The 19,359-nt window shown below is 60.8% G+C and carries 21 protein-coding genes; 18 read left to right on the forward strand and 3 right to left on the reverse strand.

All coding sequences use genetic code 11. The features are described from left to right. The first annotated feature begins 109 nt into the window (after positions 1-109). On the forward strand, positions 110-1,102 hold the full coding sequence (locus HK439_RS12990) for a DUF1402 family protein (RefSeq protein WP_190291935.1): 993 nt from the start codon (positions 110-112) through the stop codon (positions 1,100-1,102). 48 nt (positions 1,103-1,150) lie between these two features. Here HK439_RS12990 and HK439_RS12995 read toward each other — a convergent pair whose 3' ends face one another. Further along, entirely contained in the window at positions 1,151-1,828 is a 678-nt protein-coding gene (locus HK439_RS12995; RefSeq protein ID WP_209011782.1) for an MBL fold metallo-hydrolase, read from the reverse strand. Positions 1,829-1,989: 161 nt separating this feature from the next. On the opposite strand from HK439_RS12995, the gene HK439_RS13000 reads away from it, so the two are divergent. From HK439_RS13000 to HK439_RS13025, 6 genes are all read left to right on the forward strand, one after another. Next, entirely contained in the window at positions 1,990-3,081 is a 1,092-nt protein-coding gene (locus tag HK439_RS13000; RefSeq protein ID WP_190291936.1) for a DUF1176 domain-containing protein, read from the forward strand. A gap of 222 nt (positions 3,082-3,303) precedes the next feature. Beyond that, on the forward strand, positions 3,304-4,068 hold the full coding sequence (locus HK439_RS27250; RefSeq protein ID WP_328804154.1) for a cold-shock protein: 765 nt from the start codon (positions 3,304-3,306) through the stop codon (positions 4,066-4,068). A gap of 102 nt (positions 4,069-4,170) precedes the next feature. Continuing rightward, positions 4,171-4,668: a GNAT family N-acetyltransferase gene (locus tag HK439_RS13010; protein ID WP_190291937.1), complete on the forward strand. Its 498-nt coding sequence runs from the start codon at positions 4,171-4,173 to the stop codon at positions 4,666-4,668. Between the two features lie 27 nt (positions 4,669-4,695). After that, complete coding sequence (locus tag HK439_RS13015; RefSeq protein WP_190291938.1) at positions 4,696-5,544, forward strand: 23S rRNA (adenine(2030)-N(6))-methyltransferase RlmJ; 849 nt, start codon at positions 4,696-4,698, stop codon at positions 5,542-5,544. A gap of 233 nt (positions 5,545-5,777) precedes the next feature. Next, complete coding sequence (locus tag HK439_RS13020) at positions 5,778-6,080, forward strand: hypothetical protein (RefSeq protein ID WP_209011783.1); 303 nt, start codon at positions 5,778-5,780, stop codon at positions 6,078-6,080. Positions 6,081-6,083: 3 nt separating this feature from the next. Beyond that, entirely contained in the window at positions 6,084-6,755 is a 672-nt protein-coding gene (locus HK439_RS13025; protein WP_190291939.1) for a ribonuclease T2 family protein, read from the forward strand. Positions 6,756-6,757: 2 nt separating this feature from the next. Here the strand turns inward: HK439_RS13025 and HK439_RS13030 are convergent, their stop codons facing one another. After that, the gene (locus HK439_RS13030) at positions 6,758-7,093 is read right to left on the reverse strand and encodes a hypothetical protein (RefSeq protein ID WP_190291940.1); all 336 of its coding nucleotides are present in this window, start codon (positions 7,091-7,093) and stop codon (positions 6,758-6,760) included. A 132-nt stretch (positions 7,094-7,225) separates the two neighbouring features. On the opposite strand from HK439_RS13030, the gene HK439_RS13035 reads away from it, so the two are divergent. Continuing rightward, complete coding sequence (locus HK439_RS13035) at positions 7,226-7,873, forward strand: glutathione S-transferase family protein (protein WP_190291941.1); 648 nt, start codon at positions 7,226-7,228, stop codon at positions 7,871-7,873. A gap of 86 nt (positions 7,874-7,959) precedes the next feature. Here the strand turns inward: HK439_RS13035 and HK439_RS13040 are convergent, their stop codons facing one another. Then, a complete protein-coding gene (locus HK439_RS13040) occupies positions 7,960-8,637 on the reverse strand; it encodes an outer membrane protein (protein ID WP_190291942.1) in 678 nt (225 codons plus the stop codon). 349 nt (positions 8,638-8,986) lie between these two features. On the opposite strand from HK439_RS13040, the gene HK439_RS13045 reads away from it, so the two are divergent. The 10 genes from HK439_RS13045 to HK439_RS13090 all read left to right on the forward strand — a co-directional run bounded on the left by HK439_RS13045 (position 8,987) and on the right by HK439_RS13090 (position 19,323). Continuing rightward, positions 8,987-10,009: a calcium/sodium antiporter gene (locus HK439_RS13045; protein ID WP_190291943.1), complete on the forward strand. Its 1,023-nt coding sequence runs from the start codon at positions 8,987-8,989 to the stop codon at positions 10,007-10,009. A 41-nt stretch (positions 10,010-10,050) separates the two neighbouring features. Next, the gene (locus tag HK439_RS13050) at positions 10,051-10,812 is read left to right on the forward strand and encodes an SDR family oxidoreductase (protein WP_190291944.1); all 762 of its coding nucleotides are present in this window, start codon (positions 10,051-10,053) and stop codon (positions 10,810-10,812) included. A 72-nt stretch (positions 10,813-10,884) separates the two neighbouring features. Further along, positions 10,885-12,879 (forward strand): excinuclease ABC subunit UvrC, encoded by a 1,995-nt coding sequence (gene uvrC, locus HK439_RS13055; RefSeq protein WP_190291945.1) that lies wholly within the window; start codon positions 10,885-10,887, stop codon positions 12,877-12,879. Between the two features lie 125 nt (positions 12,880-13,004). Continuing rightward, a complete protein-coding gene (locus tag HK439_RS13060; protein WP_190291946.1) occupies positions 13,005-14,570 on the forward strand; it encodes a tetratricopeptide repeat-containing sulfotransferase family protein in 1,566 nt (521 codons plus the stop codon). A 71-nt stretch (positions 14,571-14,641) separates the two neighbouring features. Then, on the forward strand, positions 14,642-15,730 hold the full coding sequence (locus HK439_RS13065; RefSeq protein WP_190291947.1) for an endonuclease/exonuclease/phosphatase family protein: 1,089 nt from the start codon (positions 14,642-14,644) through the stop codon (positions 15,728-15,730). 368 nt (positions 15,731-16,098) lie between these two features. Then, positions 16,099-16,386, forward strand: coding sequence for an HlyU family transcriptional regulator (locus HK439_RS13070; protein ID WP_190291948.1), 288 nt, complete (start codon positions 16,099-16,101; stop codon positions 16,384-16,386). Positions 16,387-16,552: 166 nt separating this feature from the next. Further along, positions 16,553-17,125 (forward strand): CDP-diacylglycerol--glycerol-3-phosphate 3-phosphatidyltransferase, encoded by a 573-nt coding sequence (pgsA, locus tag HK439_RS13075; RefSeq protein ID WP_190291949.1) that lies wholly within the window; start codon positions 16,553-16,555, stop codon positions 17,123-17,125. A 50-nt stretch (positions 17,126-17,175) separates the two neighbouring features. Then, on the forward strand, positions 17,176-17,427 hold the full coding sequence (moaD, locus tag HK439_RS13080; protein ID WP_190291950.1) for a molybdopterin converting factor subunit 1: 252 nt from the start codon (positions 17,176-17,178) through the stop codon (positions 17,425-17,427). A gap of 3 nt (positions 17,428-17,430) precedes the next feature. Beyond that, on the forward strand, positions 17,431-17,892 hold the full coding sequence (locus HK439_RS13085; protein ID WP_190291951.1) for a molybdenum cofactor biosynthesis protein MoaE: 462 nt from the start codon (positions 17,431-17,433) through the stop codon (positions 17,890-17,892). Positions 17,893-18,111: 219 nt separating this feature from the next. After that, on the forward strand, positions 18,112-19,323 hold the full coding sequence (locus HK439_RS13090; RefSeq protein ID WP_190291952.1) for a multidrug effflux MFS transporter: 1,212 nt from the start codon (positions 18,112-18,114) through the stop codon (positions 19,321-19,323). The last annotated feature ends 36 nt before the right edge of the window (positions 19,324-19,359 follow it).

The following is a 19,359-nucleotide window of genomic DNA, read 5'->3' on the forward strand; positions in this document are numbered from 1 at the left end:
TGATAGGCCATCCCCCGGCTTAACCCGTCCAACGCCGGCAAGGCATGAAGTCCCGCGATACCGGCAGGCCGCGTTTAAATATTTTGAGCCAGGTCCTGGAGCACCGGCAATGTTCGGAAGAAATATATACAAGCGTCTTGTTCATACCGCAGCCGCGATGGCCGTTGCCTTGCCGTTGGCCGGAACCGGTTACCTTGCCGCGCATACGCCGGCTGCCGCGGCACAGGTGCGTGTCGTTCCCGAGGGAAACCGGTACCGGAACCAGCCCAGTATTCCCTTCGCCTCGGCGCGCCGTACCAAGGCCTCCAAATCCACCTATGACGCGAAATTCGAAAAGGTGCTCGATGTCCTCAAGCGCGACCGCCGGCTGATTTCCTCCATCAAGCGCGTCGCGAAGGTCTATGGCATCGACCCGATCCACATGATCGGCGCCATTGTCGGCGAACACACCTACAACTACGACACACTCGACAGCGCCCAGTCCTACTACATCAAGGCGCTCGCCTATGCCGGCATCGATATCAGCTTCGAATACAACGACGAAAACGTGGTGGATTTCGTCCAGAGGCCCCAGTTCGACCGCTGCCGGAAAGGCAAGACCGCAACCGACAGCGACCGTCTGTGGTCCTGTTACGAACGCATCTGGAACGGCCAGTTCCGGAACCGGAGGGTCGACGGCACCCGCTATCCCGGCACGAATTTCAACGAGACCTTCTTCCAGCCGCTGTTTGCCGGGCAAAGCTTCGGCCTCGGCCAGCTCAGCCCGCTGACGGTCCTGAAGATGACCGACCGGGTTGCCCGCCAGAGCCGCTACCGGGCGCTCAGCGCATCCGATGCCAAGGAGGTCTACAGGGCCACGATGGACCCGGACATCTCCCTGCATTACATGGCGGCGGTCATCCAGGACGCGATCGAGGCCTACAAGTCGGTCGGCAAGGTGGACATTTCGAAGAACCCGGGATTGACGGCCACCCTCTATAACCTCGGCGATCCGTGGTCACGGGCGGCCGCCTTCCGCAGAAGCGGCGCGGCCTGGCCGCGCGAGAACTATTACGGCTGGCTGGTCAACGACAAGGAAGAAGAGCTGCGCGCCCTGCTCTGAAGCACCGGCGGTTCCCTTCCCGCCGTCACTGGCGCGGGCCATTCGGACTCAGCGCAGGAACGGATTGGTTTCCCTTTCATGACCGAAGGTCGATGCCGGACCGTGGCCGGGCAGGAACGAAATATCGTCGCCGAGCGGCAGAAGCTTCTCCTTGATGGAAGCAATCAGCGTGGCGTGATCGGCGCCCGGCAGGTCCGTCCGCCCGATGGAACCGGCGAACAGCACGTCCCCGGAAAAGGCGAACCTGAGTTCCGGCTCGAAAAAGACCACATGGCCCGGGGCATGGCCCGGACAATGCAGAACCTGGAACGTCCGCCCCGCCATATCCATGGTATCGCCGTCGACAAGCCACCGGTCCGGTTCCACCGGCTTGGCCTCCGACACCCCGAATTGCCGGGCCTGGTCGGCAACCCGTTCGATCAGCATCCGGTCGGCCTCATGCGGTCCTTCCACCGGCACGCCAAGTTCGGCCGCCAGGTCGGCCGCGCCGCCGACATGATCGATATGGCCATGGGTGAGAACGATCTTTTCGACCTTAACCCCTTGTTCCTCAATGGCCTTCAGGATCGTCGGCACATCGCCGCCCGGATCGATCACGGCGCCTGCTTTCGTTTTCGAATCCCAGACCAGCGCGCAGTTCTGCTGAAAGGCGGTCACCGGGATCACCATGATCTGGATGGGCGGCTGTTCGTTGTCCGGCAAGGGTGTCTCCGTTTCCTGTGTCATGATTTTGGATCGTGAGGCTGAAGGTTCGCCCTGGTCTTGATTTCGATAAGACCTTGCGCGCACATGTTTCTTGTCTTTCGTGCTTCACCTTCGGTTCCGCTTTTCGTACAAGAAGAAGCCGAATTTGAACAGGCGAAACCTGAAAGCAGATATCCGGGCCCATGACGCGCACGTTGTTCAGGATTTTTGTAATAGCCGCAGGCCTTCTGCTGGAGGCCGTGAGCGCGCATGCCGGCAGCGACCGCACCCCGCCGACCTGGGACACCTGGTCCGTCGGCTGCGGCAACACCGGGCTCTGCTTCACATCCACGTTCGTACGCGGCCAGTCGACCTGGGTCGATGTCCGCGTCATTCGCGACTGGCCCGCCAATGCGGATCCGCTCCTGCGGATTACCACGAATACACCGCTGGCCGGTGATGGCGAGATCCGGTTCGTCGTCGACGGCAAGCTGGAAGATACCCTGTCGGTCGCCGAATTGCGCGACATCCAGGCGTCGGTGGTTTCGCCCGAAGGTTTCCGCCCGATCGGCGGCGAAGGCTTCTGGTATCCCACCGGCCAGGCCACCCGGAGCCTGCTTGAAAAGATCGGCAAGGCGTCGAAACTGGCCATCGAACTGCCGGTGGCGCCGGAAAAAACCGAGGTGACGGTCGAACTCGGCGGTCTTTCCCATGCCCTTGCCTGGATCGACGCCCGCCAGAACCGGATCGGAACGGCGTCCTCGATCTCGTCGCCTGGACCGGGAGAAAACAAGGACGCGCCTCACGCGGATGCGATCAGCAATCCGGACCAGCTTCCGCCCGCAGTCCGGTCCGTCTGGGATGCAAGCCGGTCCTGTTCGGACATCGATCCGACGATCTTCGCCAGCCTGGACGCGGTTTCCGTTCCACTGGGCGAAAGTTCCGCCCTCTATATCCTGCCCTGCGGCGTGCCCAGCGCCTACAACACGCCCTATATTGCCATCCAGGCCAAGGCGGAAGGCATGGCAAGCCAGCTCCATCTCGCCCGCATGGCGGAGAAAGGGCCGGTGACCACCGACCTCATCTACAACGCCAAATGGAACCCGGCGCGCCTCTATCTGGAAGGGTTGTTCAAGGGATCCGGGCTTGGTGAATGCGGCACCTGGAACCGGTGGGAATGGACCGGATCCGGCTTCGTCATGATCGAAGAAGCGTCCCGGCAAACGTGTGACGGCAAAGAAACTCCGCTGTCCGAATGGCCCACCACCTGGCCTGCCCCTACGTCAAGTCAATAGCGTTCCCCCAAGGATTCGCTTGCGATTTTTGCCGACACACCATTATGATGAAATCGCAGCGGAATGGATCGGGATGCGGCTTCCTTGTTTCAGCCCAATCCTCTTATGTTGAAGGGCATCATCTTTTGTGCGCTTCATGGAGCAGCTCGCAAATTTTTTGCGAGCAAATTCAATGGATTAGGTGCCTCGAGCGGGTGGGCACAAGACTAGGGTGATTCAGTAATGCACGATGGCGATTCGGACCGTCGCTCGCGTGGAAGGCGCGGCGGCAAGCGCGAATTCGGCGGTCCGCAGGACTTCGGCAGCGATTTTGGCGGCGGTGGTGACTACGGCGGCGGTTATGGTGGCGGCGGCTATGGCGGTCGCGACGATGGCGGTTATGGCGGCGGACGCGGCGGACGTGAAAGCGGTTACGGCGGAGACAGAGACGGCGGCGGCTACGGCGGCGGCCGGGGCGGCGGCGGCGGTCGAGACGGCGGCTACGGCGGTGGACGCGGTGGCGGCTATGGCGGCGGCCGTGAAGGTGGCGGCTACGGCGGCGGTCGCGAAGGCGGCGGCTATGGTGGCGGCGGCCGTGAAGGCGGCGGCTACGGCGGCGGCGGACGCGGCGGTTACGGTGGTGGTGGCCGCGAAGGCGGCGGCTACGGCGGTGGCGGCGGCGGCGGCGAAGGTTTCCGCCAGCGGCGCCCCCGTCCCGACGAAGGACCCGTGGAACGCGGGCCCCGTCAGTCGGGAACCGTGAAGTTCTTCAAGACCGACAAGGGCTTCGGCTTCATCACTCCGGATGAGGGTGATGCGGATGTCTTCGTCCATATCTCCGCGGTCGAACGGTCGGGCATGACCACGCTGGACAGCGGTCAGCGGATTTCCTTTGAAACCGAACCGGACCGGCGCGGCAAGGGACCGAAAGCTGTCAATCTCCAGGAGCTTGCCGAAGGCGACGCTCCGGCTGGCGAAGACGACAGCGCGGACGACATGAACGAATAGAACTTCCGCGCCGGAGAACCGGTGCCGGAAACGCGACAGGGACGGCGGCCTTTTCGGGCCGTCGTCTGTTTTTTTGCCCCCGACAAATTCGAGCCCCTTTCCATGACGAATTCCGGCCCAGTAGCCATCAGACCCTACCGGGAAAGCGATCTTGCGACGCTTTTGCCGATGAACAATGCCGCCGTTCCCGCCGTGAGCGAACTGACGGAAACCAAATTTGCCGCTTTGATTGCAAGCGCCCTTGTCTGTCTCGTTGCGGAAGTGGATGGCCGGCCCGCCGGTTTCCTTCTGTGCCTGGCCGAAGGGCAGGACTACGACAGCCCGAACTATGCCTGGGTCTCCCGCAACCGGAAGCGCTTTGCCTACACGGACCGGATCTGCGTCGATGAGAACGCCCGCGGCAAGGGGATCGGTGAAGCCCTCTATAGGGCCCTGTTCGACTTCGAGCAGGACGGTGACCGCACCTTCCTGTGCGAGGTGAACGAGCGGCCGCCCAATCCGGGCTCGATGAAATTCCATGGCAGGCTCGGCTTTCGGGAGATCGGCCGCCGGGACCATGGCGACAAGGCCGTCGTCTATCTGGAGCGGACCAATGGCTAGACATATGTCTGCGATCGAGCGGCAATTATGAACTACCGCCATGCCTATCACGCCGGCAATATCGGCGACGTGCTGAAGCACATCGTCCTGACCCGGCTCATCGTTTACCTGCAGCGCAAGGACAAGCCGTTCCGGATCCTCGACACCCACGCCGGCATCGGCCGCTACGACCTGACCTCCGAAGAGACCAGGAAGACCGGCGAATGGCAGCAGGGGATCGGCAAGGTTCTGGCGGCCGATATTCCGGACCGTGTCCGGGACCTGCTTGCGCCCTGGCTCGACGTGATCGCCGCGCAAAACCCGGATGCAGCGCTTGTGACCTACCCCGGATCGCCCGCGCTTGCCCGCGCGCTGATGCGGCCGGTGGACCGGCTGACCCTGACGGAACTCCATCCGGAAGATTTCAAGGCCCTGGCCGCACTGTTTGCAGGCGATCATCAGGTCAAGACGATCCACCTCGACGGCTGGCTTGCGCTTGGAAGCTTTCTGCCGCCGAAGGAAAAGCGAGGCCTGGCCATCATCGATCCGGCTTTCGAAGTCACCGACGAATTCGACCGCATGGCCCGGGCCGTCTGCAAGGCCTGGAAGAAATGGCAGACCGGGATCTTCGCTGTCTGGTATCCGCTGAAAGACCGCAAGGGCCTGAAACGGTTCCACGATGCTCTGGCCGAAACCGGTATCCGCGATGTTCTGACGCTGGAGCTGAATGTCGGCAAAAGCGGTCCGGATACGGTCATGCTGGGCTCCGGCATGACCATCATCAATCCACCCTTTACGCTTGCCGGTGAAATGAGCGACATCCTGCCCTGGCTGAGCCATGTCCTGCATCAGGGGCCCGGCTCGGGCTGGCAGGTGGAACAGCTGATTGAGGAATAGGGTCTAGGCTATGACCGGAGATTGGCCCGAACGGCTTGACCTCGCGGGCCGTGTCCACCATCGTCAGTCCTTGTGATTTGCCCCCCTGGAGGTTTGCTGTGTTTTTGCTCCGGAAATTTAGTCTCGCCCTTGCAATGGCCGCCGCATGTTATGCAAGCGGAGCCTCTGCCGAGAATCGTGCCTATTTCTCCTTCCACAAGGATCCGAGACTGCCGGAGTGCAGCGCCGCTTCGGTGCAGAGCGCGGTCGCGGGCACTTTGGCGCGGGCACAAGTGGACTATGCCGGCGGCCGGACGATCACAGGCATTACCAAGATCCGGGAGATGCGTTACCAGGCGAACGGTGTCAGCCCGCTCGCCCGCCGCTATTGCCGTGGAACGGCAAGCCTGAGCGACGGCAGCCTGCGCGCTGTCCATTACATGGTTGAGGAAAACGCCGGCTTCGTCGGGGTCAGTTGGAATGTCGAAGCCTGTCTTGGGCCTCTCGACAAATGGCGTGTCTACGGCGCGTATTGCAGCACGACCCGCCCACGCTGATCCATGGCGCCTTTCCCCGCCCGGTTCCTGCGGGCATTTGCCCTGGCCTTTCTGCTGACGCTTGGCAGCACCTTGCCGTCCCGGGCCGGGGGAACGCCGGGCGATTTCGACTATTACGTTCTGAGCCTTTCCTGGTCGCCGACCTATTGCCGGTCGGCCGGGCGCAATGCGGATCCCCTGCAATGCAATGCGTCCAGGCCCCACCGCTTCGTCGTTCACGGGCTCTGGCCGCAGTTCGAACGCGGCTGGCCGGATTTCTGCCGCAGCAGGGCCGGGGAACCGAGCCGCCGGACCCTTACCGGCATTCTGGACATCATGCCGAGCCGCGGTCTGGCAAGACATCAGTGGCGCAAGCATGGAACCTGCTCCGGCTTAAGTCCCGAAGACTATTTCGACCTGACCCGTCAGGCGTTTGAAAAGATCAGAATTCCCGCGGCGTTCAACACCATCAACCGGCCGGGAAAAATCGCCCCCGATGCGGTGGAGAAGGCATTTCGTCTGGCGAACCCGGGCCTGCATGATGCCGCCATGGCCGTCACCTGCACCGGCGGCCGCCTCAAGGAAGTTCAAATCTGCCTGAACAAGGATCTGAGTTTCCGGCCCTGCCGGGCCGTCGACCGGTCGGGCTGCAGGTCCAACCGGCTGACTGTGGATCCGCCATTGAGGCGTTACTAGGATCAGGCCGGCGAAAACGCATCCCGCACAATCTGCTTGATCGGACCGAGCGCATCGAGCAGCGGCTGTTCCAGGCCGATCTCATGACCGCTGCTGACGGTCTGCACCGCCAGGCGGTATTCGGAAAGAGGTTTGTCGAGGAACTCCGGGCGCAAGCCGTCGAAAATCGGCGCTCCATAACCATGGAAGAAAAGGGCCATCAGCAGGGTTTCCGCAACCCCGCGTGAAAACAGCCTCCTGTTCGCCTGCGTAGAAAACACTCTTCCTGCCTGCGCTGCCTCTGACCCGGTCGAAAATACAAAGCCCCTTTTAACAACCCATAGTGGAAATATCTTCAATTTTCACGAAATTCCGGAAATCGCGGAATTCCTCCGATTTCCGACAAGAGCCAGGGAAAATAATAGTCGGAAAAGGACTTGTTTGGGCGAGAAGGCCATGCACATTTGACAGATCTTTCACAGGAGCCCTGAATGCTTGTCCTTCTTTCCTCGCCGGCATCCCCTTTCGGTCGAAAAGTTAAAATCGCAGCCTCCGTTCTCGGGCTGCTTGACGATATCAAGGTTGAAAACACCAGCACGACCAACCCGGAAGACAGCCTGCGCAGGCAAAATCCGCTCGGCAAGATTCCGGCGCTGATCCTCGATGACGGCGCCACCTTGTACGACAGCCGGGTGATCATCGAATATCTCGACCATCTTGCGGGTGGAAACAGGATCTTTCCGGAAGGCGAGGCCCGATTTGCCGCGCTCCGCAATCAGGCGATGGCGGATGGCATGATGGATGCGGGCATCCTGCAGGTTTATGAAAAGCGCTTCCGCCCTGCCGAATACCGGTTTCCGGACTGGCAGGCCTACCAGGCACAGAAGGTCGAACGCGCTCTGAAAGTGCTTGAGGATACGCCTCCCGCCCCCGTCGGCGCTCCGGCAGATCTCGATGTCGGCACCATCGCCATCGCCTGCGCCCTCGGCTATCTGGACCTGCGCTTCAACGGGGACTGGCGTGCGTCCTGTCCCAGGCTCACCGGGTGGATCGACGGCGTCGAACAGGCTGTCCCGATCTTTGCCAAGACCAGGCTACCGGCACAGCCGGTTGCCGAGATTCCCGAACCGCTGCGATAGGGTATGGCAGAATGAAACAGACCCCCGGAGCGATTGCCCCGGGGGTCTGAATTGGGTCAGCCGTTATTCCTTCCAGATGATCCTGGTCAGAATTTATAGGCTACACCGGCCCGAACCACATTGTTGTCCAGGTCGGTCTTGTAGGTCGTACCGCCCAGATTGAAGCTTTCCTTGCCGAAGTTTTCATACGCATAGTCGAGACGCATGGTGACGTTTTTCGACAGTGCGGTTTCCACGCCCGCGCCAAGGGTCCAGCCGAAAGCTGTCTTGCTGTCCTTGGCCCCGTTTGCGTTGACATCCAGATCGGCAAGCGCGAGACCGCCGGTTCCGTAGAGCAGGAAGGTGTCGAAGGCATAGCCGAGACGTCCGCGGAGGGTGGAATTCCAATCGGATCCCGTCTTGACGTTGACGCCGCCAACGGTCGAGCTGTCATTCAGATTGGTGAAATCGAACGTACCTTCCAGGCCGGCCACAATGTTCGGCGTGAACATGAAGTTATAGCCGCCGTAAAAGCCGCCCAGAACTCCGCTTGCGTTGTTGTCGAACTTGCCGGTCGGCGTGGACCGCGTCGTGAAATTCCCCCAGCCCCAGCCGAGCTGCGCGCCGGCATAAGGACCGGTCCAGTCAAATCCGGCAATCGTGTCAGGACTGACCGGGTAGGACGGAGCAGGATCTGCCGGCTGAGGCAGATCTGCGGCAAAGGTCTGCGCCGAAAAAGCGGTGAGAACCGCAAAGGCGGCCGCCAGGGATGCAAAACCTTTCATGTGTCAATACTCCAACTGTACGTGCCCCAAACGAAGTTCGGACAGGTCCACTGGACTGTCCCCAACCTCACCCGTCTACCGGTATGGCGTTCGTTTGTGGCGGCAGAAAAAAGAATTCAGGGAAATTTCGTGACGAAAGCGCGACGGGATTCTGTTTGGTGAACAAAGCGTTAAAACCAGGATTCTGATCCTGACCGCTTGAAAAGATCCGCAGTCCTCAAATCTTGTCTTCGCTTGCAGCGAACCAATCTATTGCGTATCCGAAGCGCATCTGCATGATGCGCCGGAATTTGGTAATTCATGAATACGTGCCCCGCCCCGTTAACCCTGCTCCCGACCGGAACCCTAAATGCTTTTTGACTATGTGAGCCTTGCTGGTGGTCTTGTTGCGTTGATCATCGCAGGTGACGTTCTCGTCAGAGGCTCCGTCGGGGTTGCCCAGCGTCTCGGGATTCCAAACCTGATCATCGGCCTGACCATTGTCGCCTTCGGCACGTCGGCGCCGGAACTGGTCATCTCGCTCAAGGCAGCTCTCGAAGGAGCCGACGGCATCGCTCTCGGGAACGTGGTCGGCTCCAATATTGCCAATGTGCTGCTTGTGCTCGGCATGCCGGCCTTGATCGCGGCGACCCCCTGCGGCGAGGAAGGCGCTGTCCGGAATGCGATCTTCATGGTCGCGGTTTCGGCCGTTTTCGTCATTCTGTGTTTCTTTTCGCCGCTCACCATCCTGAGCGGCGCGATTCTTCTCGTTCTGCTGGCCCTGTTCCTCGGGGACTCCGCCCTCTCCACCTTTCGCCACCGGAAAACACTCAAGGACGCCGCTTCCGGCAGCCCCGCAACCAAAGACGCGGAAGCTGAAGAGGAGGCAGACGAAGCCGAAGACGAACTGGAAGACGTCGAAGGGGTTCCCGAATCCGTAGGCCTTGCCGGGGTCTATATCGTTCTGGGCCTCATCGGCCTGCCCCTCGGCGCTCATTTCACCATCAACGGCGCGACCGCAATCGCCCAGGCCTGGGGCGTGAGCGATGCCGTGATCGCTCTGACCGTCATTGCGCTCGGGACCTCGCTTCCCGAGCTGGCAACCACGGTGATGGCCGCCATCCGCCAGCACGGCGCCGTTGCCATCGGCAATGTCATCGGCTCCAATATCTTCAACCTTCTCGCCATCATCGGCATCACCACCGTCGCGGTTCCGCTCGATGTGCCGGCCGAAATCATGCGGCTCGATATCTGGGTCATGCTGGCCTGCGCCGTCCTCCTGCTGGGCCTTGCCATTTACCGGGTCAATCTCAACAGGCTGGCGGGCCTTGCGCTGACGCTTGCCTATATCGCCTACATTTTCGTGGTCTACACTTTCGGTGTCGTGACCTGAGCGCCTTCCCTTTTTGAGAAATGACAGGCAGGGTTTTCAGCATGGAAGATGCCCCGATTGCAGTCATTACCGGCGGCTCGAGCCGTATCGGCAAGGTCCTGGCCGAAGACCTTGCCGGACATGGCTGGAGCCTCGTTCTTCATGCCCATACCCGGCCCGAAAAAGCCGAGGAACTGGCAAGGGACATACGCTCCCGCGGCGGCAGGGCCGAGATTTTGGCCGCAGACCTGACCGATATCGCCGAATTGCGGAATTTCACGGCCAGGGCCGCGACCCCGTTCGGACCGCCGTCGGTCCTGATCAACAACGCCTCCATTTTCGAAGACGATGCCGTCGGCGATCTCGATCCGGCGCGCTATGACGCGCATTTCCACATCCATACGCGGGCGCCGGTGTTCCTGGCGGAGGGCTTTGCCGGGCAATTGCCGGAACACCGCAAGGGCCTGATCGTCAATGTGATCGATCAGCGGGTCTGGAAACTCACACCCCAGGCCTTTTCCTACACCTTGTCGAAGTCGGCGCTGTGGGCCGCGACCCGAACGCTTGCCCAGGCGCTGGCGCCGAGGATCAGGGTCAATGCCATCGGCCCCGGTCCGAGCTTTAGGAATGCACGCCAGACACGGGAAGAATTCGACAGGCAGTGGAATTCCGTGCCGCTCGGCAAGGGGCCCTCGCCGGACGATTTCGGCCGAACGGTTCGTTTCTTATGGGACTGCGAACCGGTCACCGGCCAGATGATCGCAATCGACGGCGGCCAGCATCTGGCCTGGGAAACCGCCGATGTGATCGGTGTCGGCGAATAGTGCTGCCAAGATATGTCTGCAGAATATCGCTAATGGCTTTTCCGAACCGGGCAATCGTCTTACATAAACGCCATGCAGGATAACACTCAGCCTCCGGCCGAACCGGAGGCGAACACGACGGCAGATGACAGCGGGAAGCCGCAGACACCGCGCAAGGGCGTCGAGGTGATCTCCGGCATCGTCAAACGCCTGCCCATGGGGCCGGGCGTCTACCGGATGATCGACGAGCATGGCGACGTGCTTTACGTCGGCAAGGCGCGCAGCCTGAAAAAGCGGGTCACCAGCTACACCCGCCTGCAGGGCCAGTCGAACCGGATCATGCGCATGATCATGGCGACAGCGGCGATGGAATTCGTGGTCACGCGGACCGAAGCCGAAGCGCTGCTTCTGGAAGCCAACCTGATCAAACGGCTGCGTCCGCGGTTCAACGTGCTTTTGCGGGACGACAAGTCGTTTCCGTATATCCTGATCACCGGCGACCACGAGGCGCCGGCAATCATCAAGCATCGCGGCGCACGCAAGCGCAAGGGCGACTATTTCGGCCCCTTCGCCTCCGCCGGCGCGGTGGACCGCACGATCAACGCCCTGCAAAAGGCTTTCCTGATCCGCAACTGTTCCGACAGCTACTACGAAAACCGCTCGCGTCCCTGCCTGCTTTACCAGATCAAGCGCTGCGCCGGCCCGTGCACCGGCGAGATCGCGCCGGAGGACTATGCCGGCCTTGTCGCCGAAGCCAAGGCCTTCCTCTCCGGCCGCAGCCAGCTGGTGAAACAGGAACTTGCCGAGCAGATGGAAACCGCGTCCGAAGCGCTGGATTTCGAGCGGGCGGCTATCTATCGGGACCGGCTGGCGGCCCTGTCCCACGTGCAGTCCCACCAGGGCATCAACCCCCAGAATGTGGAGGAGGCGGACGTCTTTGCCGTCCATCAGGAAGGCGGACAGACCTGCGTGCAGGTATTCTTCTTCAGGACCGGCCAGAACTGGGGCAACCGGGCCTATTTCCCCAAGGCCGACAAGTCGCTGGACGAGTCAGCGGTCCTGGAAAGCTTCCTTGCCCAGTTCTACGACGACAAACCGGCTCCCAGGCAGATCCTGCTTTCCCACGATCTTGCCGAACGCGACCTTCTCGCCGAAGCCTTGAGCGAACGCATGAACCGGAAGGTCGAGGTGACGGTTCCAAAGCGCGGCGAAAAGAGGGATCTGGTCGACCACGCGCTGACCAACGCCCGCGAAGCGCTGGGACGGCGCCTTGCGGAAACCTCCAGCCAGGCACGCCTCCTGAAGGGCGTGGCCGAAGCCTTCGACCTGGCCTTCCCGCCGCGGCGGATCGAGGTCTACGACAACTCGCACATCATGGGCACGAATGCGGTCGGCGGCATGATCGTCGCAGGCCCGGAAGGCTTTGCAAAAGCCCACTACCGCAAGTTCAACATCAAGTCGGAAGACCTGGTCCCCGGCGATGACTACGGCATGATGCGCGAAGTCCTGACACGCCGGTTCTCCCGGCTTTTGAAGGAACACGAACGCACGTCCCCCGCAGCCGGGATCGAACCGGATACGGATACCGCACGGGAGGACGAGGACGGCGGCTTGCCGGATGCACCTGCGATGGAAATACCCGCCTGGCCCGACCTGGTGCTGATCGACGGCGGCCAGGGCCAGTTGACCGCCGCACGGGAAACGCTGGAAAGCCTCGGGATCACCGATGTGCCTCTGGTCGGCATCGCCAAGGGACCGGACCGGGATGCCGGCCGGGAAAAATTCTTCATCCCCGGCAGACAGTCCTTCATGCTGCCCGAACGCGATCCGGTGCTCTATTTCGTCCAGCGCCTGCGCGACGAGGCCCACCGCTTCGCCATCGGCTCGCACCGGGCCCGGCGCAAGAAGGACATCGCCCGCAATCCGCTGGACGACATCGCCGGCATCGGTCCGACGAGGAAACGCGCGTTGCTGCGCCATTTCGGCACGGCGAAAGCGGTTTCAAAGGCCGGCCTGGACGACCTGATCGCCGTTCCCGGCATCTCGGAGGCGACCGCAAAGCTTGTTTATGATCATTTTCATGAGTAAAGCCGATGGAAACGAACAACGGCGCCCTTCGCGGCCAATTCAAGAGACAGCCTTACTTTTGAACGGCAGCGGCGATATAAGGCCCTAGATCCAAGTTTCAGTCTTCAAAGAAGCAGTCACCGATTATGAACGATACCCAGTATGATCAAGCACTTCGTCTTGTGACGGAGGAACGTTACAAGGAAGCGGCTCCCCTGTTGCAGGGATTGCACACCGCCTTCCCGCAGGATGCGAGAATCAATTTTTCTCTCGGTATCGTCTATGACCACTTCGGTGAATTGCGCCCCGCATTGACCCATCTTCTGGCCGCTTCGAAAGTGGCGACCAAAAGGTCGGAAGTCTTCTGCAAACTGGCGGAAGTCCAGAACAACCTGAACGACTACGAAGGGGCCCTGAAATCGGCAAGGCATGCCGTCGCTCTGGAGAACAGCTCGGAACTGGCCCACATATATCTGGGCAACTCCTACTATTACCTGCAAAAGCCGGAAATGGCGCGTCAGTCTTACATCCGGGCGGTCGACATCGCACCGAATTCGCCGTTCGGACACATAAGCCTGTACCGTCTTGAGGTTTCGCTCGGCAATTTCGAAGAGGCCAAAAAGCATCTGGCGAAGGCTTATGAACTGGAGCCGAACAATCCCCTGGTGCTCATGGGCGCTGCGGAAACCGCCGAATTCCGGAAGAAGCCGGAAGTGCTTCAGAACATTCTCAAGATCATCGACGATCCGGATACACTGGTCGCGCCCGACACGCTCGCAAACCTGAGCCTGGCGGCCGGAAACATCTGCGAGAAGAACTCGGATCTGGAACAGGCGTTTGCGAATTACGCCAAGCACCGGGACGGCATGTACCGCGATTTCAATCTCGCTCCCAGGAAATGGCAGCTGGACGCCATGAAGGGGCTGTTCAGCAAGGAATTTTTCGCACACAGAAAAGGCTTCGGCCTTGAGACGGACCGGCCGGTTTTCGTGGTCGGCATGCCCCGCTCCGGTACCACTCTGGTCGAGCAGATCATCGGCAGGCATCCGCAAGCCACCGGGGTCGGCGAGCAGCACTTCTTCACGGAGCTGCAAAAGCAGATGCAACAAGGACAGGGCATCAGCCCCATGTTCTTCGAGGCCGCCATTTCTCTTGACGAAAAGCACGCAAAACGCGTCGCCCGGAAATATCTTGCCGAACTGGACAAGTACGACAAGCGAGCCCTGCGCATCGTCGACAAGATGCCGCACAATTTCGAAATGCTCTGGATGATCGCGCTGGTATTCCCGAACGCGAAAGTCGTCCACGTCCACCGCGAACCGGCGGACAATTGCTGCTCGATCTACAAGTCGCCGCTCAGCCCCTTCCACAGCTATAATTTCGATCAGGAGAGCCTTGGCGCCTACTACGGGCTCTACGCCGATTTGATGGAACACTGGAAGGAAGTCCTTCCCATAAATATCCATCAGCTGTCCTACGAAGCCATGATTGCGGATCAGGAGGCCGAGACCCGCGCGTTGCTCGACTATGTCGAATTGCCTTGGGATCCGGTCTGTCTCGACTTCCAGTCGGGCGACCGGCAGGTCCTCACTCTCAGTAGCCAGCAAGTCCGTCAGCCGATCTATTCGTCTTCGATCGGACAATGGCGGAAGTACGAACCCTATATCCAGCCGCTCCTCAAGGCGCTTGGGAAATACGCACCGAAACAATAAAAAAAAACGGCCTCATCGAGGCCGGCCGCCCTCCTGACAATCAGTCATCAACAGGACAAGCGAAGCCGTCCATGCACCACACCCGTTTCCGGCGGCTGCGTTCCCTGATCGGCTGGTTGGGCCTTACCGGAGGCGTCCTCGTCTGTCTGCTCGGGCTTGCCGCGTTTGCGGCCCCCGGGTCCTGGGCGGCGGACAACATGAGCTTTTTCCTGCGCCAGTTTCTGGCAGCAGGACTGGCAGGCCTCCTCGGCGGGCTCCTGGGCCTGACAGTGCCCCACCGCCGGCCGGTGCTCTACAAGAGCTTTCTGAGGCTCTATGCCCTCCTTTTCGCCGTACTGGCCGGCGCGACAGTATGGCGGACCGTCGAGCATACCCGGCCTGTCGCGGCGGCCCGCCCGGGCGAAACGAGCCTGCGGATCGTTGCCACCAATCTGGAATCCCTGTTTCTGGAAACCCGGACCCTCACCGACTTCCTGACGAAGAGCGAAGCCGATGTGATGGTCTTCGAGGAAACAAGCTGGTGGCTGCAGAAACGTCACTGGAAAAACCTTGGCCGGCCGATCGGCGCAGTCGGAGAACCGCCCTTTCCGGAACATCTTTTTGTCGGCCCGCTCGGCGATATCAGCGTTTATTCCAGGTTCCCGATCCTGGAGAGCAAATCCATCATCGTCGAAGAAAAGCCCGGCCAGCCAAGACAGGACATCCGCGAGATCCTTGTCCTGAAGCTCGACGTCGAGGGCAGGCCGGTCAATCTGGTCGCCGTGCACCCGTCAAGCCCCCGGAGCGAGGTTCAATGGATCCGCAGGCAGACCTATCTAGAACGGCTGGAAGCGGTCCTGAAGGACCTGCAGTCGCAATCGGATACGGAGACCATTGTCATCGGCGACTGGAACCTGTCGCCCTGGTCCGCGTACTTTTCAAACCTGTTCGGCGGGCTGAACCTCCACACCGCCTTCTCCGGAGGGTACCCGCAAACGACACGGTTTTTCTTCGACTATCGCCTGCACTGGGTCCTGGGCGCTGTCGTCGATCATGTCGCGGTCACGCCCGGATTGCGGTTTGCCCAGGTCCGGCTCGGGCCCGATATCGGCTCGGACCATCTGCCGCTTATGGCGGATATCGTCCTGCCCGGCGGCAGGAAGGACAAACCCGCAAATTAGGGTCATGACCCGTTAATCAGATTGGAATGGTATAAGCCGATTTGTTCGGATACGAGGCGCAAGTTCGCAGGAAACCGTCCGGTTTTCCAGAACTTGCAACGCTGTAGCCGGGCAAATCGGCCATATCCCGAAGGGACGCGTAAACGGCTTCGATCTGCTGCGTCGAACCGCTCAACCGGGCAGGGAGCCCGCTTTTCGCGTCTCTCCTTGCAGCTCTTTGCCGTTTCCGGCGCCATTTCAACCTGATTAATGGGTCCTGACCCTAACTAGAAACAGGTTTGCCGCTTGAAGGACAGGCCGGATAAACGGTAAACCGGCACGACGAAAGCAGGTCTTGCGCTTCCGCACCTGATCCCGGGGAAATAGACATGATCGGAAAGTTCTTCAGCAAACTGTTTGGCGGCGGTGGCGAGCAATCGCACTCAAACGACCATCCGCCGGTTTTCTATAACGATTTCGAGATCATCAGCGAACCGCAGTTCACGAACGGTCAATGGCAGATCTCCGGACGGATCGAGAAGGAGATCGACGGCCAGCGCAAGGTCCATATCTTCATCCGCGCCGACATGTTGCCGGGCGAGGAGGAAGCGGTCAGCCAGACCGTGCGCAAGGCTAAGCTCATGATCGACCAGCAGGGCGACAGGATCTTCGATTAGATCGGCACCCCGATATGTTGATCGACGCGGCAGGCGGCAAATGTGAAAGAAACGGGGGCGGCCCGTCGTTGACAGGCTTTCACTGGCATGCTTGTGTCCGCCAAAAGCCGGGCCCGCCGTGCCGGGTTGACCGGCTTTCAACGTCAGATGATCCAATTAAAGCCTCATGAAAAAGAACGTTGCCCTGAGCCTGCCGAATATCCTGACCTACGGGCGCATCGCGGCGGTACCGGCCCTTGCGGCATGTCTTTATTTTGAAGGCCACACGCTACGCTGGATTGCGCTTGCATTGTTCATCCTGGCGGCCATAACCGATTTCTTCGACGGCTACCTGGCCCGCGCCTGGCAGCAGCAATCAGCTCTCGGCCGGATGCTCGATCCGATCGCCGACAAATTGCTCGTGTCCGTCTCGCTTCTCATGCTGGCGGCCGACGGAACCATCGACGACTGGTCTCTCATTGCCGCCATCATCATCCTGTGCCGTGAAATCCTTGTTTCGGGCCTCAGGGAATTTCTGGCCGAACTGCAGGTCAGCGTGCCCGTCACCCGGCTTGCCAAGTGGAAAACGGCTGTGCAGCTCTTCGCGATCGCCCTGCTCCTGGCGGGCCCGGCCGGCGAAAGCATCCTGCCCGGCACCACCCTGGCAGGGCTCACGGCGCTCTGGCTCGCGGCGATTTTGACCATATATACCGGCTATGACTACTTCCGCGCCGGCATCGGTCATCTCATTGACGAATAGGCCTGCGCCCGGATACGTCCGGTCGGAACGAGCAGAAGGGACGGGACAACGTGCAAATTCGCTACTTCGCATGGGTGCGTGAGAAAGTGGGGATTGAAGAGGAAACTCTGGACCTCCCCGGCAACATCACCACCGTTGCCGATCTGATTGCCTACCTGAAGACCGTCGACGACAATCACGCCGCGGCCTTCGAGGAGGAAGACGCCATCCGCGTCGCCCTGGATCAGATGCATGTCGAGGCGGACGCCGAACTGGGGGCTGCGCGCGAAGTCGCCTTTTTCCCGCCCATGACAGGAGGATAGGCGATGTCCTGCAAACCGTTGATCCGGGTTCAGGCGGAGGACTTCGATCCCGCCGCCGAGGCGGACCGGCTGACCGCCGGACGGAAGGATGTCGGCGCGCTGGTTTCCTTCATCGGGCTTTGCCGTGACGACGGCGGCAAGCTTGCGGCGCTGGAGCTTGAGCACTATCCGGGAATGGCTGAAACCGAAATCGGGAGGATCGCCACCCAGGCCTGCGGCCGTTGGCCGCTGACCGGGCTGACGGTTATCCATCGCTTCGGCAAGATCCCGGCCGGTGACAATATCGTTCTCGTCATTGCAGCATCGTCCCACCGGCGCGCGGCTTTCGAAGCGGCTGATTTTCTCATGGATTTTCTGAAGACCAGGGCGCCTTTCTGGAAAAAAGAACACTTGGCGTCGGGGACTGCAGACACCTGGGTAAAAGCCACGGAAATTGACGATGCCGCAGCGGAGCGGTGGTCGTAATCCCTCGTTAATTCTACTGTGCCGGGAAGAGGCCTGTTGCTTACTTTACGGTGCGAAAACGCTTGACCCTACCGCAAATTGCCCGTTGATTACCGGCAGGGATGAGGCGGTTCCACTCTGCCTGCTGTGAACCGCCTTCCTCAGGCCTCCCGGCTATGAGACAGTTGGATAAATATGCAAAAACCTTCCTCCCAAACGGGTACCCGCGCCCAGCCGGGAATGCCATTTATTGAATTCGTGATCATGATCGCCGCGCTCATGGCGTTGAACGCGCTCGCCATGGACGTAATGCTGCCCGCCCTGCCGGAAATCGGCGACGCATTGAACATCGTCCACGAAAACGACCGGCAACAGGTTCTTGTCGCCTATCTGGTCGGCTTTGGCGGTGCCCAGATCTTTTACGGCCCGATTACCGACGCCTTCGGCCGGCGAACGGTCCTGCTCGGCGGTCTCGCGCTGTATGCGGCGGCAAGCGTGGTCTCGCTGATGTCGCAAACCCTCGACCAGTTGCTTCTGGCACGCGTCCTTCAGGGGGTCGGCTGCGCCGCAACCCGCGTGATCGCCGTCTCCGTCGTTCGCGACTGCTACACGGGACGCCAGATGGGCAAGGTCATGTCTCTGGTCATGATGATCTTCATGGCCGTTCCGATCGTCGCGCCGACCATCGGTCAGGCGATCCTGCTCGTTTCCGGATGGCGCTGGATCTTCACCATGCTGCTGTTCGCCGGTGTCGTCATGCTGGTGTGGTGCTCGATCCGGCTGCGCGAGACCCTGCCGCGCGAATACCGCCAGGTGCTGAACGTGACCGCGATCGCCAAGGCCTACTGGACCACATTGCGCACGAGAGAGAGCATCGGCTACACGCTCGCCCTCGCCTTCGTGTTCGGCGGGCTGTTCGCCTTCATCACCATGTCGCAGCAAATCTTCGTCGAGATCTTCGATCTGGGCGTCTGGTTTCCGATCGTCTTCTCCGCAATCGCGATTGCCATGTCGATCTCCTCCTACATGAACTCGCGTCTGGTGGAAGCCATCGGCATGCGGCGCCTGTCCCATGCGGCAACCCTGGTGTTCATGGCGCTCGGCGTGCTGCTGTTCGCTCTGGCAACTGCCGGCATCGAAAATTTCTGGGCCTTCACCCTGATTTCCGGCGCACTCATGGCCTGCTTCGGCTTCATCGGCGCGAACTTCAACACCATGGCCATGGAACCGCTCGGCGACATCGCCGGGACCGCATCCTCGGTCATCGGTTTCGTCACCACGCTCGGCGGGGCCATTCTCGGCTACATCATGGGCCAGCTGTTCAACGGCACGACCCAGCCTCTCGGCTTCGCCTTTGCGGTCTACGGCCTGTGCGCGCTCGCCTGCATCGTCTATGCCGAAAAGGGCCGGATGTTTCATGCCCATCATCAGGGTCCCGCATCCGACCGGTAGCCGAAGCCGGAATGAAAAAAGGCAGGCAAAGCCCGC

The sequence above is a fragment of the Roseibium aggregatum genome, assembly GCF_014692675.1.
Lineage (GTDB): Bacteria > Pseudomonadota > Alphaproteobacteria > Rhizobiales > Stappiaceae > Roseibium > Roseibium aggregatum_C.

Bases quoted from the DNA above. Each gene is read 5' to 3' on its own strand.
- HK439_RS12995 (WP_209011782.1), bottom strand. From the start codon at position 1,828: ATGACACAGGAAACGGAGACACCCTTGCCGGACAACGAACAGCCGCCC.
- HK439_RS13010 (WP_190291937.1), top strand. From the start codon at position 4,171: ATGACGAATTCCGGCCCAGTAGCCATCAGACCCTACCGGGAAAGCGAT.
- HK439_RS13000 (WP_190291936.1), top strand. From the start codon at position 1,990: ATGACGCGCACGTTGTTCAGGATTTTTGTAATAGCCGCAGGCCTTCTG.
- HK439_RS27250 (WP_328804154.1), top strand. From the start codon at position 3,304: ATGCACGATGGCGATTCGGACCGTCGCTCGCGTGGAAGGCGCGGCGGC.
- HK439_RS13015 (WP_190291938.1), top strand. From the start codon at position 4,696: ATGAACTACCGCCATGCCTATCACGCCGGCAATATCGGCGACGTGCTG.
- HK439_RS13025 (WP_190291939.1), top strand. From the start codon at position 6,084: ATGGCGCCTTTCCCCGCCCGGTTCCTGCGGGCATTTGCCCTGGCCTTT.
- HK439_RS13065 (WP_190291947.1), top strand. From the start codon at position 14,642: ATGCACCACACCCGTTTCCGGCGGCTGCGTTCCCTGATCGGCTGGTTG.
- pgsA (WP_190291949.1), top strand. From the start codon at position 16,553: ATGAAAAAGAACGTTGCCCTGAGCCTGCCGAATATCCTGACCTACGGG.
- HK439_RS13050 (WP_190291944.1), top strand. From the start codon at position 10,051: ATGGAAGATGCCCCGATTGCAGTCATTACCGGCGGCTCGAGCCGTATC.
- HK439_RS13085 (WP_190291951.1), top strand. From the start codon at position 17,431: ATGTCCTGCAAACCGTTGATCCGGGTTCAGGCGGAGGACTTCGATCCC.
- HK439_RS13035 (WP_190291941.1), top strand. From the start codon at position 7,226: ATGCTTGTCCTTCTTTCCTCGCCGGCATCCCCTTTCGGTCGAAAAGTT.
- HK439_RS12990 (WP_190291935.1), top strand. From the start codon at position 110: ATGTTCGGAAGAAATATATACAAGCGTCTTGTTCATACCGCAGCCGCG.
- HK439_RS13045 (WP_190291943.1), top strand. From the start codon at position 8,987: ATGCTTTTTGACTATGTGAGCCTTGCTGGTGGTCTTGTTGCGTTGATC.
- HK439_RS13090 (WP_190291952.1), top strand. From the start codon at position 18,112: ATGCCATTTATTGAATTCGTGATCATGATCGCCGCGCTCATGGCGTTG.
- HK439_RS13040 (WP_190291942.1), bottom strand. From the start codon at position 8,637: ATGAAAGGTTTTGCATCCCTGGCGGCCGCCTTTGCGGTTCTCACCGCT.
- HK439_RS13060 (WP_190291946.1), top strand. From the start codon at position 13,005: ATGAACGATACCCAGTATGATCAAGCACTTCGTCTTGTGACGGAGGAA.
- uvrC (WP_190291945.1), top strand. From the start codon at position 10,885: ATGCAGGATAACACTCAGCCTCCGGCCGAACCGGAGGCGAACACGACG.
- HK439_RS13070 (WP_190291948.1), top strand. From the start codon at position 16,099: ATGATCGGAAAGTTCTTCAGCAAACTGTTTGGCGGCGGTGGCGAGCAA.